This window comes from Labrys methylaminiphilus subsp. lupini (genome assembly GCF_051161885.1).
Classification (GTDB): domain Bacteria; phylum Pseudomonadota; class Alphaproteobacteria; order Rhizobiales; family Labraceae; genus Labrys.
Map to the genome: position 1 here is coordinate 1,409,983 of NZ_JBMDIH010000001.1, position 15,624 is coordinate 1,425,606.

At 63.2% G+C, this 15,624-nt stretch carries 16 protein-coding genes; 6 read left to right on the forward strand and 10 right to left on the reverse strand.

The annotated features are described in order from the left end of the window. Positions 1-76: 76 nt before the first annotated feature. Genes fabZ through lpxB form a run of 4 tightly spaced genes read left to right on the forward strand, consistent with a single transcriptional unit; the run spans position 77 to position 3,436 of the window. Positions 77-541 (forward strand): 3-hydroxyacyl-ACP dehydratase FabZ, encoded by a 465-nt coding sequence (gene fabZ, locus ACN6KF_RS06500; protein WP_434956054.1) that lies wholly within the window; start codon positions 77-79, stop codon positions 539-541. Beyond that, positions 541-1,377 carry an acyl-ACP--UDP-N-acetylglucosamine O-acyltransferase gene (lpxA, locus tag ACN6KF_RS06505; protein WP_434956055.1) on the forward strand — a complete coding sequence of 279 codons (837 nt, stop codon included), beginning with the start codon at positions 541-543 and terminating at the stop codon, positions 1,375-1,377. The genes fabZ and lpxA overlap by 1 nt, the downstream gene beginning before the upstream one ends. Continuing rightward, positions 1,374-2,264, forward strand: a complete 891-nt coding sequence (locus tag ACN6KF_RS06510; protein ID WP_434956056.1) for an LpxI family protein — start codon at positions 1,374-1,376, stop codon at positions 2,262-2,264. The genes lpxA and ACN6KF_RS06510 overlap by 4 nt, the downstream gene beginning before the upstream one ends. Further along, on the forward strand, positions 2,264-3,436 hold the full coding sequence (gene lpxB / locus ACN6KF_RS06515) for a lipid-A-disaccharide synthase (RefSeq protein WP_434956057.1): 1,173 nt from the start codon (positions 2,264-2,266) through the stop codon (positions 3,434-3,436). Before ACN6KF_RS06510 ends, lpxB begins: the two co-directional genes overlap by 1 nt. A gap of 78 nt (positions 3,437-3,514) precedes the next feature. Here the strand turns inward: lpxB and gltA are convergent, their stop codons facing one another. Together gltA and gltX are read right to left on the reverse strand one after the other, a co-directional pair. Next, positions 3,515-4,807 (reverse strand): citrate synthase, encoded by a 1,293-nt coding sequence (gene gltA, locus ACN6KF_RS06520; RefSeq protein ID WP_434956058.1) that lies wholly within the window; start codon positions 4,805-4,807, stop codon positions 3,515-3,517. A 303-nt stretch (positions 4,808-5,110) separates the two neighbouring features. Further along, positions 5,111-6,541, reverse strand: coding sequence for a glutamate--tRNA ligase (gltX, locus tag ACN6KF_RS06525; RefSeq protein ID WP_434956059.1), 1,431 nt, complete (start codon positions 6,539-6,541; stop codon positions 5,111-5,113). Positions 6,542-6,759: 218 nt separating this feature from the next. Here gltX and ACN6KF_RS06530 point away from each other — a divergent pair, with 218 nt between their 5' ends. Continuing rightward, the gene (locus ACN6KF_RS06530) at positions 6,760-8,988 is read left to right on the forward strand and encodes a ComEC/Rec2 family competence protein (RefSeq protein ID WP_434956060.1); all 2,229 of its coding nucleotides are present in this window, start codon (positions 6,760-6,762) and stop codon (positions 8,986-8,988) included. A gap of 29 nt (positions 8,989-9,017) precedes the next feature. After that, positions 9,018-9,224 carry a TOBE domain-containing protein gene (locus ACN6KF_RS06535; protein ID WP_434956061.1) on the forward strand — a complete coding sequence of 69 codons (207 nt, stop codon included), beginning with the start codon at positions 9,018-9,020 and terminating at the stop codon, positions 9,222-9,224. A gap of 103 nt (positions 9,225-9,327) precedes the next feature. On the opposite strand, the gene ACN6KF_RS06540 is transcribed toward ACN6KF_RS06535, so the two are convergent. The 8 genes from ACN6KF_RS06540 to ACN6KF_RS06575 form a co-directional block, all read right to left on the reverse strand. Beyond that, the gene (locus ACN6KF_RS06540) at positions 9,328-10,011 is read right to left on the reverse strand and encodes a pentapeptide repeat-containing protein (protein WP_434956062.1); all 684 of its coding nucleotides are present in this window, start codon (positions 10,009-10,011) and stop codon (positions 9,328-9,330) included. A gap of 26 nt (positions 10,012-10,037) precedes the next feature. Continuing rightward, the gene (gene lexA, locus ACN6KF_RS06545) at positions 10,038-10,754 is read right to left on the reverse strand and encodes a transcriptional repressor LexA (RefSeq protein ID WP_434956063.1); all 717 of its coding nucleotides are present in this window, start codon (positions 10,752-10,754) and stop codon (positions 10,038-10,040) included. A 112-nt stretch (positions 10,755-10,866) separates the two neighbouring features. After that, the gene (locus ACN6KF_RS06550; RefSeq protein ID WP_434956064.1) at positions 10,867-12,087 is read right to left on the reverse strand and encodes a molybdopterin molybdotransferase MoeA; all 1,221 of its coding nucleotides are present in this window, start codon (positions 12,085-12,087) and stop codon (positions 10,867-10,869) included. Then, positions 12,084-12,587 carry a cyclic pyranopterin monophosphate synthase MoaC gene (gene moaC / locus ACN6KF_RS06555; RefSeq protein WP_434956065.1) on the reverse strand — a complete coding sequence of 168 codons (504 nt, stop codon included), beginning with the start codon at positions 12,585-12,587 and terminating at the stop codon, positions 12,084-12,086. The genes ACN6KF_RS06550 and moaC overlap by 4 nt, the downstream gene beginning before the upstream one ends. Beyond that, the gene (gene trpC, locus ACN6KF_RS06560) at positions 12,584-13,387 is read right to left on the reverse strand and encodes an indole-3-glycerol phosphate synthase TrpC (protein WP_434956066.1); all 804 of its coding nucleotides are present in this window, start codon (positions 13,385-13,387) and stop codon (positions 12,584-12,586) included. Before trpC ends, moaC begins: the two co-directional genes overlap by 4 nt. A 5-nt stretch (positions 13,388-13,392) precedes the next feature. Next, positions 13,393-14,403, reverse strand: coding sequence for an anthranilate phosphoribosyltransferase (trpD, locus tag ACN6KF_RS06565; protein WP_434959626.1), 1,011 nt, complete (start codon positions 14,401-14,403; stop codon positions 13,393-13,395). Then, positions 14,403-15,017: an anthranilate synthase component II gene (locus ACN6KF_RS06570; protein ID WP_434959627.1), complete on the reverse strand. Its 615-nt coding sequence runs from the start codon at positions 15,015-15,017 to the stop codon at positions 14,403-14,405. Before ACN6KF_RS06570 ends, trpD begins: the two co-directional genes overlap by 1 nt. Before the next feature lie 84 nt (positions 15,018-15,101). Continuing rightward, entirely contained in the window at positions 15,102-15,608 is a 507-nt protein-coding gene (locus ACN6KF_RS06575) for a hypothetical protein (RefSeq protein WP_434956067.1), read from the reverse strand. Between the last annotated feature and the right edge of the window lie 16 nt (positions 15,609-15,624).

Sequence of the window (15,624 nt, forward strand, 5' to 3'; positions counted from 1 at the left end):
TGCTCTAGGGAGCGATATGGAGTTTGGTTTAAGCGCTCTGGCTGAAGGCCGGGCAGGTTCAGGAAATGAGACCTATATGAGTGAAGCAACCCCTGGAACGCTGGAAACCGCAGATATCGGCAAGCTCTTGACCCTGCTGCCGCATCGCTATCCCTTCCTGCTCGTAGACCGCATCGTCGAGATCGATGGCGACAATTCCGCCGTCGGCATCAAGAACGTCACCTTCAACGAACCGCATTTTACCGGCCACTTCCCCGGGCAACCGGTGATGCCAGGCGTGCTGGTGATCGAAGCGATGGCGCAGACGGCCGGCGCGATCTGCGTACTCAGCAGCGAGGGCAAGGCCAAGCCCAAGGTCGTCTATTTCATGACAATCGACGAATGCCGTTTCCGTAAGCCGGTCACGCCGGGCGATCAGATGCGTCTGCACCTGACCAAACTGAAGAACCGCCGCAATATGTGGTGGTACAAGGGAGAGGCCAAGGTTGATGGTGTCACGGTCGCCGAGGCTATCGTCTCCGCCATGCTGGTCACCGAATAATGGCGGAGGGGGCTCGCCAGATCATCCATCCGTCCGCGGTCGTCGAAGCGGGAGCAAAACTGGGCGAAGGCGTCAGTATCGGCCCTTTCTGCGTTGTTGGAGCCGAGGCGACTTTGGCTGACGGCGTCACATTGCATTCGCATGTCGTCGTCGCCGGACGTACCAGCATCGGCGCGCGCACCAAGGTGTTCCCCTTTGCCTCCCTGGGCCATCAGCCGCAAGATCTCAAATATGCTGGCGAGCCCTCGGACCTCACCATCGGCAGCGATTGCCTGATCCGTGAGGGGGTAACGATGAATCCCGGCACGAGCGGTGGCGGCATGCACACCATTGTCGGTGATCGCTGTGCCTTTCTCGCCAATTCCCATGTCGGGCATGACTGCAAGCTCGGCAACAACATCATCCTCTCCAACGGTGTCTTGTTGGCCGGCCATGTTTCGGTTGGCGACTATGCCATTCTGGGCGGAGCCGCTGCGGTAATCCAGTTCGCGCGTGTCGGGGCGCATGCCTTCGTTGGCGGCCTGTCCGGGCTCGAGAACGACCTGATCCCCTTCGGCATGGCCCTGGGTGATCGCGCCAGCCTGGCAGGCCTCAACATCATCGGCCTGAAGCGCCGCGGCTTCGGGCGGGAACAGATCCATGCCTTGCGTCATGCCTATCGCATGCTGTTTGCCTCCGCTGGGACCTTGAAGGAGCGGGTCGCCAAGGTCGCCGAGACCTTCGCCGACCAGGCCGCGGTGATGGAGATCGTCGATTTCGTGAGAGCCGGCGGTGAGCGTGCTTTGGTAACGCCGCGCGATGCGTCGGCGCGAGATCTCGCAGGCAGCGAGGCGTGAGCACGCCGCCTGCTGCCGGAACGGTCTCAGCCATGCCTGCCTTGGCGGTTGTCGCCGGGGCGGGGCGTTTGCCGGCCGAGATTGCAGCGGAGGCGGCAGAGCGGGGCGAAGCTGTGGTGATCCTGCCCTTGAAGGGCTTTGCGGATGCCGATTTTGCTGGTTACGCCCAATATCCGGTCAGCCTGATCGACCCGAAAGGGGTTCTGCAGGAGTTGGCCCGGGCCGGTGCAGGCCGAGTGATCCTGGCGGGTGCCGTGCATCGCCCGGGGCTCGGCATGGTGCGGTCCGGCATCCAGGCCGTACGGCATCTCGAAGAGATCCGTAACGTGCTCGAGGGCGGGGACGACAATCTCCTCCGGGGCGTCATCGTCTTTCTGGAAAAGCACGGCTATGCGGTCGTCGGCGTTCGTGATGTGGCGCCGTCGCTTATGGCGCCCAGGGGGACGCTCGGCCATCTGTCGCCCAGCGCGGCGGAGCTCGAAGGGATCGCCATCGGCCAGCGCGCTCTTGCCGCCATGGGGCCGAGCGACATTGGCCAGGGCGTTGTAGTCGCACAAAGGCGCGTACTGGCCGTCGAAGCCGCCGAGGGCACGGATAACATGATCCGGCGAGTTGCCGTTTTGCGCCGGCTTGGCCTATTTGGCCGCTTGTCGCGCCATGGCCGCCCGCCCATCGCCGAGCAGGATGGCGGTGTGCTGGTGAAGGCGGCCAAGCCGGGACAGGATTTCAGGGCCGACCTTCCGAGCATCGGCCCGCGCACGGTGCGCCTCGCCAAGAAGGCCGGACTTGCTGGTATCGCCATCGAGGCCGGCAATGTTCTCGTGCTGGAACGGGATGCGACGATTGCAGCAGCCGATGCCGCCAATCTATTCCTTGTCGGGGTGTGATGATGATGGATCGGCCTTTGAAGATCGCCATCGTCGTGGGCGAACATTCCGGCGATCAGCTCGGCTTCAAGCTGATGCAGGCCTTGCGCGCGCAGGCGGGTGCGCCCGTGGTGTTCAAGGGCACGGCTGGGCCCGCCATGACGCGCGAGGGCATGGAGAGCCTGTTTCCGCTCGACGACATTGCGGTGATGGGATTTGCTGCCGTGATCGGACGCTTCCCCACGATCTATCGGCGCGCCTGGCAAGTGATCGACTCCATCGTTGCCGATCCGCCCGATGGCCTGGTGATCATCGACAGTCCGGATTTTACCCATGCCGTCGCCAAGCGCGTGCGCCGGCGCCTGCCGCATCTGCCGATCATCAACTATGTCTCCCCCAGCGTCTGGGCCTGGCGCCCGGGCCGGGCGGTGTCGATGCGGGCCTATGTCGACCACGTGCTCGCTTTGCTGCCCTTCGAACCCGAGGCCTATCGCCGGTTGAACGGCCCCCCTTGTTCCTATGTCGGCCATCCTTTGATGGAGCGCCTGCATGAATTGCGCCCCAATGCCGAGGAGGAGACGATCCGGCAGGGGGACCGAGCGCTGGTGCTGGTACTCCCCGGCAGCCGTTCGAGCGAAGTGGGGCTGCTGACGGAAGATTTCGGCCGGACGATCGAGCTCCTATCCACCAGGATCGGGCCCTTCGATGCCGCGCTGCCAACGGTGCCGCGCCATGCCGAGCGTCTGCGGCAGGCGACCGCCGGCTGGGCGCCGAATCCCCTGATCATCACCGATCCCGACGAGAAATACGCGGCCTTCCGCCGGGCGAGAGCGGCACTGGCAGCATCGGGCACGGTGACGCTCGAACTGGCTTTGGCGCAGGTGCCGATGATCGGAACCTATCGCTTTCCGGCCTGGGAGGCCTTCCTGGCCCGTCGCCTGGTCAAGGGACGTTTTTTCCTGTTGCCCAATCTGATTCTCGATCGACAGGCTGTGCCCGAACTCTTCCAGGAAGAGGTCGTACCGGACCGTCTGGCCGATCTCATGGCCGGATTGCTGGGGAATACCGATGAACGGCGCGCGCAGATGCACGCCTTCGATGAGATCGATCAACGCATGCAGGTGGTGGGGGAGTCCCCGTCGCAGCGAGCGGCCCGCATCGTGCTGGAAACCATTGCCGGCAAGGCGGGTTGAGGGTCTCAAGCGCTCGTGCCGCAAATAGCAGGGGCTGAAAACCAGAAGGGCGGATCCGAGGATCCGCCCTTTGTTATCTTAGCGGCGCTGGGCCGGGGAAACGTAGTCGCGACGGGCTGCGCCGGTATAGAGCTGGCGCGGGCGGCCGATCTTCTGGGAAGGATCTTCGATCATTTCCTTCCACTGCGCGATCCAGCCGACGGTACGGGCCAGGGCGAACAGCACGGTGAACATCGAGGTCGGGAAGCCCATCGCCTTGAGCGTGATGCCCGAATAGAAGTCAATGTTCGGATAGAGCTTCTTTTCGACGAAATACTCGTCGTGCAGGGCGATGCGCTCGAGTTCCAGCGCAACCTCGAGCAACGGGTCGTCCTTGTGGCCGAGCTCGTTCAGCACCTCGTGGGTGGTACGCTGCATGATCTTGGCGCGCGGATCGTAGTTCTTGTAGACGCGGTGGCCGAAGCCCATCAGGCGGAAGGGATCATTCTTGTCCTTGGCCTTGGCGATATATTGCGGGATACGATCGACCGTGCCGATTTCCTGCAACATCTTGAGCGCAGCTTCATTGGCGCCGCCATGGGCCGGGCCCCAGAGGCAGGCGATGCCGGCGGCGATGCAGGCAAACGGATTGGCGCCCGAGGAGCCCGCGAGGCGGACCGTCGAGGTCGACGCGTTCTGCTCGTGATCGGCATGCAGGATGAAGATGCGATCGAGCGCGCGGGCCAGGATCGGATTGGGCTTGTATTCCTCGCAAGGGACCGAGAAACACATGCGCAGGAAGTTGGACGGATAGTCCAGATTGTTCTGCGGATACACGAAGGGCTGGCCGATGGTGTATTTGTAGGCCATCGCAGCCAGGGTCGGCATCTTGGCGATCAGTCGCATCGACGAGATCATGCGCTGATGCGGGTCGGAGATGTCGGTGGAGTCGTGATAGAAGGCCGAAAGGGCGCCGACCGAGGCGACCATCACGGCCATCGGATGGGCGTCACGGCGGAAGCCCTGGAAGAAGCGGGCCATCTGCTCATGCACCATGGTGTGGCGCGTGACGCGATAGTCGAAGTCCGCCTTCTGGGCAGCTGTCGGCAGTTCGCCATAGAGCAGGAGATAGCAGGTCTCGAGGAAGTCGCCATGCTCGGCGAGTTGCTCGATCGGGTAGCCGCGATAGAGCAGCACGCCCTCATCGCCATCAATATAGGTGATCTGGGATTCACAGCTCGCCGTCGAGGTGAAGCCTGGATCGTAGGTAAACATGCCCGTGTGCTTATAAAGGGGCGCAATATCAACAACCGTCGGACCAACGGAGCCGGCCTTGGTTGGCAATTCGATTGCCTTGTCACCAATAGTCAGAGTCGCCGTGTTACCGCTCATGCAATCCTCCTTGTACGGAAATACGCGGTCACGCCTTGGCCAGAAAGGAGCCCCCCGGCTCAAGTAAGGCCTACGTATCGCCGATCCGTCGGTGTTGGGTAGACCATTTGCTGCAATGCCGCAAGAAAGACGAAGAAGTGAACTGTCGGTTCGACGACTGCTTAGGCGGCAGCGCGCCAGGGTAGGGCCGATTGCCCCACTTTGACGCGAAAGCTTTCCAAATCTTTCGCGTCAAAGCTGCGAAAAATACACCTATTGCGCGAAACCCGATGTCCGGGAAACACAATCATGCGGCGCTTGGCCTCAGCCGGCCTGATCCTTCAGCCGGGCCAGGCTTTCCTCGCGGCCGAGGACGGCCAGCACGTCGAAGACCGGCGGCGAGGTGGTACGGCCGGTGAGCGCAGCGCGCAACGGCTGGGCCAACGAGCCGAGCTTGGCGCCGGTTTCCTCGGCTGCGGCCCGCACCGTCGCCTCGGTCGCACTGGCGCTCCACTCGCCCAAGGCTTCGAAGCGCGGCAACAGCATGGCGAGGGTCGCCCGCGCTTCTTCGTTCAGCATGGCCTTGGCCTTGTCATCCAAGGGCAGGGGACGCGAGACGAACAGGAAATTGGCGCCATCCAGCAATTCCACCAAAGTCTTGGCGCGTTCCTTAAGGCCGGGCATGGCGGCCAGCAACTGAGAGCGCTTGGCACCATTGCCGTCGGCGAGCTGGGCAGCGAGGGCAGGGCCACCGGGAATATGGGGGAGCAACTGGTCGATGGCGGCGAGCAATTCCTCATCCGTGGAGTTGCGCATATAGATGCCATTGAGGTTTTCGAGCTTCTTGAAATCGAAGCGCGCGGCCGATTTGCCGATGGCGCCGGTATCGAAATGCTCGATCATCTCCTTGGTGGTGAAAACTTCCTGGTCGCCATGGCTCCAGGACAGGCGCACGAGGTAATTGCGCATGGCCGCCGGCAGGTAGCCCATGGCGCGATAGGCGTCGACGCCCAGCGCGCCGTGACGTTTGGAGAGCTTGGCACCGTCGGAGCCGTGGATGAGCGGGATATGGGCCATATGCGGCACTTCCCAGCCCATGGCTTCGTAGATCTGCTTCTGGCGGGCGGCATTGGTGAGATGATCATCGCCACGGATGATATGCGTGATGCCCATGTCATGGTCATCGACCACCACGGCCAGCATATAGGTCGGCGTGCCGTCCGAGCGCAGCAGCACCAGGTCGTCAAGGTCCTTATTGGCCCAACGCACGGTGCCCTGCACGTCGTCCTGGATGACGGTCTCGCCCTCGATCGGCGCACGCAGGCGGATCACCGGCTTGACGTCCTTGGGGGCTGTCGCCGGGTCGCGGTCGCGCCAGCGGCCGTCATAGCGCGGCGGGCGCCCTTCCTTGCGGGCGAGCTCGCGCATCTCCTCCAACTCCTGCTGGGTGGCGTAGCAATAATACGCCTTGCCCTGGGCGAGCATGGATTCGGCAACTTCGCGGTGGCGGGCAGCGCGGGCAAACTGGAAGATCGGGTCTCCGTCCCAATCGAGGCCAAGCCAGGCCAGGCCATCCAGGATGGCGGCAATGGCGGCATCGGTCGAGCGCTCGCGATCGGTGTCCTCGATGCGCAGCAGCATCTTACCGCCCTTGGCCCTGGCGTAGAGCCAGTTGAACAAGGCCGTGCGGCCGCCGCCGATATGGAGGAAGCCGGTGGGGGAGGGAGCAAAGCGGGTGATGACAGGAGTGGACATCGAAGTTGGCAATTCCAAAAGGCAGGGGAAGCGAAGCCAGAGCGCGGGAGCATGGAGGCGGAAGTATTGAGGCCCTTGGCTAACCCGGATCACATCAATAAGCTTGGGGCTTTAGCACAGGGTTTCATTGGGCGGTAGCGGCGGGGGCGCCTTTGCCTGAGAATGATCGAGGCCGCGCGCGGGTTGGTGTCCTCGGTGGAAGGCCGGGACAGCTGGGATTGGCGTTGCCCGGCGGCATGCTGTTCGGGCAGGGGCTGCAAAGGCTGGTGTCCTGGCTGGCGACCGGTCTTGCGGCGGAGATGGCGGCCTTCGAGCTTGCTCTCGTCGTTCCGGTCTTTCTGGGCCTGGGTGTCATCGCTTATTTTGCCGCACCGGAAGAGCCTGGTCTTGTCGTTCCCGCATTCCTTACTGTAGGGACGGCCTGCCTTGCCTATGGCTTGCGGGGGCGTTGGTGGTTGCATGTCGGCCTGATCAGCCTGACGGCGGTGGGAGCGGGCTTTTGCTCTGCCAAGCTGCGTACGATGAGCGTCGCCGCACCACAGCTTTCGCGTTCGATGGCGGGAACCGTTACAGGCCTCGTCCTTTCGGTAGAGCCGCGCCTGGGTGGCAGTGCGCGCATCGTCATCAGGCCGGTCTCGGTGGAGAAGCTGGAGCCTGCTGCGATGCCGGCCCGCATCCGACTTACGGTCCGCAAGGGCAGCGAAATCCGGGCTGGCGACAGCATCAGCCTCAAGGCAGTCATGAGACCGCCTCCGCCTCCTGCCTTGCCCGGCGGTTACGACTTCGCACGCGATGCCTTCTTCGATGGCATTGGCGGCGTTGGTTTTGCAGCGGGCAAGATTGCACCTGCAGCCAGCCCCGTCGAGGCGAGCTGGGCGGAAGCTTTCAATATCTGGATCGATCGCCAGCGCAACGATCTGACCCGACGGATCGTCGAGACGATACAAGGCGAGAATGGCGCCATCGCGGCTTCGCAGGTCACCGGTAAACGCGGCCAGATTCCCGGCGACGCCAATGAGGCCTTGCGCGCTTCCGGGCTCTATCATGTCGTTTCGATCTCGGGTCTCCACATGGCGCTATTTGCGGGCGGCCTGTTCGGCCTCATCCGCGCTGTCCTGGCGTTGTCGCGCCGGATCGTGCTCTATCGGGGCACCAAGGAACTCGCCGCGCTGCTCTCGCTGCTGCCGGCCGCTGCCTATACACTGTTTTCCGGCGCCGAGGTCGCGACGGTCCGCTCCTTCCTGATGATGGCCATCGTGCTGCTGGCCGTGGCGCTGGGACGCAATGCCATTACCCGCCGCAACGTCGCCCTGGCCGCGAGCTTCGTGCTGCTGACCACGCCGGAGCAGCTCCTGGGGCCGAGCTTCCAGATGTCCTTCGCCGCGGTGGCGCTGCTGGTGATCGCACATGAGCAATGGAGCCGGCGGAAGCGAGAGAAATCTGCAATGGCGTGGGAAAGGGCCATCGGTGGCGCTGTGACCCTGGTACTTGCCATGATGCTGACCACGATCGTCGCCTCGCTCGCCACGGCGCCATTCTCAGCCTTTCATTTCCATCGTATCACGCTGCAGTCGCTGGCCTCGAACCTTGTCGCGACGCCGATCGTCTCCTTCCTGATCATGCCGCTCGCCATGCTGGCCGTGGTCGCCGAGCCGTTTGGCTATGGCGCTCCATTTTGGCAGGCGATGGGCTGGGCTGTCGGTTTGTTCATGCAGGTGGCTCGTTCGGTTGCGACCTGGCCTGGCTCCGATCTCGTGCTGCCGCAGTTCTCCGCTGCGGCGCTCGGATTGTTCGCTCTGACGCTGGTCCTGCTGACCGTTCTGCGCACGCGTCTTGCTCTGCTGGCCCTATTGCCTTTGGGCGGGGGCATTACTCTGGCCGCGACAGCGTCGCTGCCGGTAGCTCTGTTCGGCGCAAACGGCTACGCGGCCCTCGTTCGCAAGGGCGATCAACTGACCGTGCTGGCGCAGCGATCCGATGCTTTTACGGTTCAGCAATGGCTGCTGGCCATGGGCGATCGGCGCAAGCCGGAGGATCCAACCCTCGCGGCACAGCGCCTATGTGACAGAGAAGGGTGTTCCGCGCCCATCGAGGGAGGCGGGATCTTCATGCTCGACAAGACCAGTAACGCCGCCGAGGAGGACTGTGGACGCGTCAGCGTCCTGGCGGGACCGGTTCCGATCGGTGCTCGCTGTGCCGCCGCTGGAGTTGTGATGGACCGGGAGTTGATTCGCGCGGTCGGCTCGATAGCACTTTATGTAGAGCCGTCGGCGAGCGGCGATATCAGCCCGCGCTGGCGTCTCGTCATGGCCCGCCATCCCCAAGCGTCCCGTCCGTGGGCACCGGGCCGGGTGATTGTGCCGCCGAAACTTCTGCCCCAGGCGGCAGTGCAGGCCCCAGCGACGGATACGCCTATGGACAGCGTCACCGCCGAAACCGATAACTGACGCGAGATTCTCACAAGAAAGGACGGACCATGAAAATCAGCGCCCGCAACCAGATCAAGGGCACGATCAAGAGCGTGACGAAGGGGCAGACTACCTCCCATATCCAGCTCGAGGTCAACGGAACCATCATCACCGCTTCGATCACCAACGAGGCCGTCGATGATCTCCAGCTCAAGCCCGGCCAGAACGCCTATGCCGTGATCAAGGCCTCCGACGTCATGATCGCGGTCGACTGATCGGCGCTGTCAGCCAGGCCGGGTCTTCGGACAGATGGTAGTTCGAAGACACCCGGGGCTACCCGACCATCAAGCGGATTTGCCTGCGAACTCCAGACCTTCTTCAGGTGATCCGCAAGCCCAGCTCGGCCAGCAATTGGCCGGCCTGGTTTTTCGAGATCGTGGCGCCCTTGAAATAACGGGCGTCACCAAGCTTCAAGCCGCCGAGATCGGCACTGCGTAGATCCGCTCCTTCGAAACGGGCATCGACCAGATTGGCATCGCGCAGGCTGCACTCTTCGAAGATGACATCGCGGAAATCGCATTGGCGCAGATCGGCCTGGGTGAAGTCGAGGCGGCGTAGCGTGGACTTGCGAAAGGAAAAGGCCGGCAGTTTCGCCGACATAAGCAAGACCTCCTCGAAAACGAGCCCGAATGCGGCGATTTCCGAGAGATCCGCGCCTGTCAGTTTGCAGCCGGTAAAAACCGCCGAGGCCGCTTTGGCGCGTCGAAAGCTGGCATTGCTGTAGTCACCCGTACGGAATGCAGCATCTTCGAGGTCGGTACCACGGAAATCGGCACCGCCCGCCTTGCAATTGCGCCATAGTGTATTCGCGAGCTTGGCGCCGACCAGCTTGGCATTTTTGAGAATGCAACGCTCGAACGACCAGTGGGACAGGTCGAGACGCGAAAGATCGCATTCCTCCAGTTCACAATCGACAAGGCAATACGGCGCGCGCGCCTTGAGCAACCGCTCGACGTCACGGCGTTCCAAAGCGTGGCCGCTGACTGTATGAAGGCCAGTCATTGCAAGCGAACCAAATTCGCATGCTCTCAATATCGGCGGAACAGGCCCACCAATTTACCCTGGATCTGTACCCTGTCCGGGCCAAAAATACGGGTTTCGTAAGCCGGATTGGCCGCCTCCAGTGCAATGGAGGCGCCGCGCTTGCGCAAGCGCTTCAGCGTGGCTTCCTCATCGTCGATCAGGGCTACCACGATATCGCCGGTATCGGCATGGTCCTGGCGGCGGATCAGCACGGTGTCATTGTCGAAGATACCAGCTTCGATCATTGAATCACCGCGCACTTCCAGGGCGAAATGATCACCTGAGGACAGCATTTCCGGCGTAACGCTGATGGTATGGCTCTTGGTCTGGATGGCGGAGACCGGCGTACCGGCGGCGATGCGTCCCATCACCGGGACCAGAACCGGCCGGCCGACATCCTCGTCCATTTCCGGCCTGACGGGGCGGACCTTGCCGAGATTGCCCTCGATCACGTTGGGGCGGAAGCCCCGCTGCGAAGAGGCCAGCGACAGGCCGCCTGGCACGGCGGATTCGGGCAGGCGTACCACTTCGAGCGCGCGTGCCCGGTTTGGCAGGCGCCGGATGAAGCCGCGCTCCTCCAGAGCCATGATCAGGCGGTGGATGCCGGACTTGGAGCGCAGGTCCAGCGCCTCCTTCATTTCATCGAAGGAGGGGGGCACGCCCTGTTCCTTCAGGCGCTCATGAATGAACCGAAGCAATTCGTGTTGTTTCTTGGTCAGCATGGCTTTCCCGTCGTGGCGGCCGCGAATCACGGTGAAGGTGTAAACAAAACAAGAACAGTGCTACATGTTCCTACTGTGTTCTGCAACTGTGAAGTTCAGGTTAAGGGTAGCGTCAATAGCCGGCCGCACGAAGATCGATGATCTCGCAGATATCGCCCGGTTTTGCTTCCGGCGCAAAGGGCGGCCGGACGACCAGACAGTCGGCATGCTGCATCACACTCACCAGCGACGAATCCTGCAGCGCCAGCGGCTCTACCTTGAGGATGTCTGACGTATCGTCAAGCACGAAGCGGGCACGGATATAGTCTTCACGAACGTCGTTGGCTGGCCAGGCGTTGGCGAAGACGGCCTTGCGGCGGGACAGACCCGCATCGGCCCGCCCCAGCAACGTACGCAACAGGGGTACCAGGAAGAGGACGCCGCAGACCACCGAGGATACCGGATTGCCGGGCAGGCCGAGGATATGCATTGAGCCAAGCCGCCCGTGCAGCAGGGGCTTGCCCGGGCGCATGGCGATCTTCCAGAAGCCGAGCTGCATGCCTTCGCGGGTGAGCGCGGTCTGGATCAGATCGTGATCGCCGACCGAAGCACCGCCGATGGTGACGAGCACATCCGCCTTCTCGGTACGAGCCCGCCGAACGGCAGCCTCCAGAGCCGGGAAGTCGTCGCTGGCGATGCCGAGGTCGAGTACTTCGCCCCCCTCGGCCTCGACCAGTGCCCGAATGGCGAAATTGTTGGAGGCGACGATCTGATTCTCGCCGATGGCTTGACCGGGCAGTACCAATTCATCGCCGGTCGCGAGAATAGCGACTTTGGGGCGGCGGCGGACAGGCAGGGCAGGATGATTCATGGCCGCGGCAAGCGCTATGTCGCGGGGACCGATGACGGTGCCTGATGTCAAAGCCTCCCGTCCTTCGGCAAAGTCCAGGCCACGGGCCCGGATATGCTGGCCGAGCCTGGCCGCCGCCTCCACGATGACGCGATTGCCCTCGCGGCTCGTGTGCTCCTGGATCACCACTGTGTCGGCGCCATCCGGCACGGGCGCACCCGTGAAGATGCGAACGGCCTGGTTTTCGCCAACTCGTCCGGCATAGCCGTGCCCCGCCGCCGATTCTCCGATCAATTCGAGGCTAGCACCTTCCTTGGCATCTGCCGCTCGCACCGCATAGCCGTCCATGGCCGAGGCGTTGAAGCCGGGCTGGGTCCTCAGCGCCGTGATGGCCGAAGCGAGAACACGTCCGCGCGTGGCATGCAGCGATATTGTTTCGGTTGGAAGCGGGGCTACGCCGGCAACCACCTTGGCCAGCGCGTCCGCGACGGGAAGCAGGCTCATCGATTTTCCTCCGCATGCCAATCGCCGGATTTGCCGCCGGATTTCTCCACAAGCCTGATCGCCTCGATGCGCATGCCCCGATCGACGGCCTTGACCATGTCATAAATGGTCAGGCAGGCCACGGAGACTGCGGTAAGTGCTTCCATCTCCACGCCGGTCTGGCCGGCAACCTTGGCCGTCGCCCGCACGGTCAGACCCGGCAGAGCGGTGTCGGGCTCGATTTCGACGGCAACCTTGCTGAGAAGCAGCGGATGGCAAAGTGGAATCAGCTCATGCGTCTTCTTGGCTGCCATGATGCCGGCGATGCGGGCCGTGGCGCGGACATCGCCTTTCTTGGCATCGCCGGACAACACGAGGTCGAGCGTTTCACGCTGCATCACCACGCGTCCTTCAGCGATCGCGGTGCGGCTGGTCACGGCCTTTTGCGAGACGTCGACCATATTCGCCTCGCCGGAGGCGTCGAGATGGGTAAGGCCGCGTTTCGTGCGCTGCTGGCTCATGCCGCGCCGTCCAGGGCCAGTAAGGCGCGGGTGGCGGCAGTGACGTCGGCCTGGCGCATCAGGCTTTCGCCGACCAGGAAGGTGTTGACCCCGACCCGCTGCAGGCGGCCGACGTCATCGGGCGAGAAGATGCCACTCTCACCGACGAGCAGGCGGTCGCTCGGCACTAGCGGCGCCAGAGTCTCCGTGGTTTCCAGGCGGGTGACGAAGTCGTTGAGATCGCGATTGTTGATGCCGATCATGCCGACGTCGAGCATGAGAGAGCGCTCGAGTTCGTCGTGATTGTGAATCTCGCATAGAACGTCGAGCGACCAGTCCTTGGCCGCAGCGATCAGGGTCCGTGCTTCGGCATCGGTAACGCTGGCCATGATCACCAGAATGCAATCGGCGCCCCAGGCTCTGGCTTCCACCACCTGATAGGGATCGTAGAGGAAGTCCTTGCGCAGGGCAGGCAGCGATACCGCTGTGCGCGCTGCGGTAAGGAAGTCGGGCCGTCCCTGGAAGGAGGGCTCGTCGGTCAGCACGGAAAGACAGGCAGCGCCGCCGGCCTCATAGGCGCGGGCGAGCGCCGGAGGATCGAAATCGGCGCGGATCAAGCCCTTGGAGGGGCTGGCCTTCTTGATCTCGGCAATCAGGGCGGTGTGGCCGGCGTCGAGCTTGGCCTGTAGAGCCCTCTGGAAGCCGCGTACGGGACCGGCCTGCTCTGCCAGCTTGATCAGTTCAGGCAACGGGCATGCCGCCTTCGCCGCCTCGATCTCGCGACGTTTATAGGCTTCGATCTTTTGCAGAATGGTGGCCATGGCACTCACGCGTTTGAAACTTCAACCAAACGGTTGAGTGTTGCTAGGGCCTTGCCCTTGTCGACGGATTCGCGGGCGAGGGCTACGCCATCCCCAAGGGTCGGCACCCGCCCCGCCACGAGCAGGGCAGCACCGGCATTCAAGAGGGCGATGTCGCGGTAGGGCGTCTTCTCGCCTTCGAGTACGGCCCGCAGCGCCACCGCGTTGTGGGCAGCATCGCCGCCCTTGAGATCATCGGGTGCTGCCACGCGCAGGCCGACTTCCTCCGGCGTGATGACGCCATGGCTGATCTGGCCGTTCTCCAGCGAGACGATCTCGGTGGGCCCGGTTGTGGTGATCTCGTCGAGCCCGTCGCTGCCATGTACGGCGATGATGCGCGTGGAACCCAGCGTCTTGAGCACTTCCACCATGGGCTGCAGCCACTGGCGGGCATAGACGCCGAGCAGCTGCCGCTTGACGCCGGCGGGATTGGAGAGCGGCCCCAGCAGATTGAAGATCGTCCGCGTGCCGAGTTCGACGCGGGTGGGGCCGACATGCCTCATGGCGCCGTGGTGAGCGGGGGCGAACATGAATCCGACGCCGGCCAGGCTGATGCAGCGCGCAATATCTTCCGGCCTCAGCTCGATATTGACCCCAAGCGCTGTCAATACGTCGGCGGCGCCGGATTTGGAGGAGAGGGCGCGATTGCCATGCTTGGCGACCTTCACGCCCGCGCCTGCGACGATCAGGGAGGCGGCGGTCGAGACGTTGTAGGAACCGGAGGCATCTCCGCCCGTGCCGACGATGTCGACGGCGTCCTCGGGGGCTTCCACCGTCAGCATCTTGGCGCGCATGGCGGTGACGGCGCCGGCCATCTCGTCAGGCGTTTCCCCGCGTACTCTCAGCGCCATCAGGAAGCCGCCGATCTGTGAGGGGGTAGCCTGGCCGGACAAGAGCAGGTCGAAGGCTTCAGCCGCCTCTTCCCGGGAGAGCGAACCGGCGGCGGCCTTGCCGATATAGGGCTTGAAACCGTCCATCATGCATGCTCGCTTTCTTGAGCTCTATTCTTGGCGTTCCATTCCGCCGCCAGCTCCAGGAAGTTCTGGAGGATGCGGTGGCCATGATCGGACATGATCGATTCCGGATGGAACTGAACGCCATGCAGCGGCGCACTCTTGTGCTGCAGGCCCATGATGACGCCGTCGTCGGTCTCAGCGGTGATTTCGAGATCCGTTGGCAGGGTGTCGCGCTTGACCACCAGCGAGTGATAGCGCGTGCCCATGAAGGGGCCGTTCAAGCCCCGGAAAACGCCGCGGCCACGATGGTCGATCGAGGAGATCTTGCCATGCATGGGGATGGCGAGGCGCACGATGTCGCCGCCGAAGACCTGGCCGATCGCCTGATGGCCGAGGCAGACGCCGAAAAGCGGGATGCGATCCCTGGCTTTCTCGATCAAATCGCAGCATATGCCGGCCTCGGTGGGCGTACAGGGGCCGGGCGAGAGCACGATCGCATCGGGCGCCGCGGCGATGACCTCGTCGACGCTGACCTTGTCGTTGCGATGAACCGTGACGGTGCAACCCAGCTGGCCGAGATAATGCCAGAGGTTCCAGGTGAAGCTGTCATAATTGTCGATCAGCGTCACGGTCATGGAACGGTCTGTCGTCACGGCTCTTGCCTCCTTTGAAGCCATCACGACTAGGCGTGCGGAGGCAGCGGGTCAAGCGCTTCGGTTTTAGGAAGTGCCGGGAGTAGGCGGAGCCGCCATCAGGCGTCGGCGTATGCCGTGTTTCTTGCCATAGGCGCAGGCAAAGATCTCCAGCAGGACGAAGAGCGCGAGATTTCGGCCCACGATGGGCTCGAAATAGTCCGAGGCCAAGGTCATGCGAGAAGCGATCATCTGCACGGTGTTCCCGAACAGTTCCAACCTCTCCAAACCATAGGGCAAGAGTGCGCCCAGGCCCGCGAAGACGGCCATGTAGATAAGTGAGGCGAGCGAGGAGATCAGCCAGATGCCGAAACCGTAGTCGGCATAGGGTGCCGAGCGCTCGCTCTCGAACAGCCAATGGAAGAAGAAGATGCCATAGGCAGCGCCCAGGGCAGGCAGGGCAATCGCCAGCATCAGGGCGACGGCCTGCATGCCGCCCGGATAGAGGTAGAGATAGAAATCGGCGAACAGCACGACATAGGCGGCCCCGAAGGTCAGCAGGGCCGATCGCCGGGCACCGGGCCATTTAGCCATGGATGCCGTCCACCTG

Coding starts and splice junctions, on each gene's coding strand:
- fabZ (WP_434956054.1), top strand. CDS start 77: ATGAGTGAAGCAACCCCTGGAACGCTGGAAACCGCAGATATCGGCAAG.
- lpxA (WP_434956055.1), top strand. CDS start 541: ATGGCGGAGGGGGCTCGCCAGATCATCCATCCGTCCGCGGTCGTCGAA.
- lpxB (WP_434956057.1), top strand. CDS start 2,264: ATGATGATGGATCGGCCTTTGAAGATCGCCATCGTCGTGGGCGAACAT.
- gltA (WP_434956058.1), bottom strand. CDS start 4,807: ATGAGCGGTAACACGGCGACTCTGACTATTGGTGACAAGGCAATCGAA.
- gltX (WP_434956059.1), bottom strand. CDS start 6,541: ATGTCCACTCCTGTCATCACCCGCTTTGCTCCCTCCCCCACCGGCTTC.
- ACN6KF_RS06535 (WP_434956061.1), top strand. CDS start 9,018: ATGAAAATCAGCGCCCGCAACCAGATCAAGGGCACGATCAAGAGCGTG.
- ACN6KF_RS06540 (WP_434956062.1), bottom strand. CDS start 10,011: ATGACTGGCCTTCATACAGTCAGCGGCCACGCTTTGGAACGCCGTGAC.
- lexA (WP_434956063.1), bottom strand. CDS start 10,754: ATGCTGACCAAGAAACAACACGAATTGCTTCGGTTCATTCATGAGCGC.
- ACN6KF_RS06550 (WP_434956064.1), bottom strand. CDS start 12,087: ATGAGCCTGCTTCCCGTCGCGGACGCGCTGGCCAAGGTGGTTGCCGGC.
- moaC (WP_434956065.1), bottom strand. CDS start 12,587: ATGAGCCAGCAGCGCACGAAACGCGGCCTTACCCATCTCGACGCCTCC.
- trpC (WP_434956066.1), bottom strand. CDS start 13,387: ATGGCCACCATTCTGCAAAAGATCGAAGCCTATAAACGTCGCGAGATC.
- trpD (WP_434959626.1), bottom strand. CDS start 14,403: ATGGACGGTTTCAAGCCCTATATCGGCAAGGCCGCCGCCGGTTCGCTC.
- ACN6KF_RS06570 (WP_434959627.1), bottom strand. CDS start 15,017: ATGACCGTGACGCTGATCGACAATTATGACAGCTTCACCTGGAACCTC.
- ACN6KF_RS06575 (WP_434956067.1), bottom strand. CDS start 15,608: ATGGCTAAATGGCCCGGTGCCCGGCGATCGGCCCTGCTGACCTTCGGG.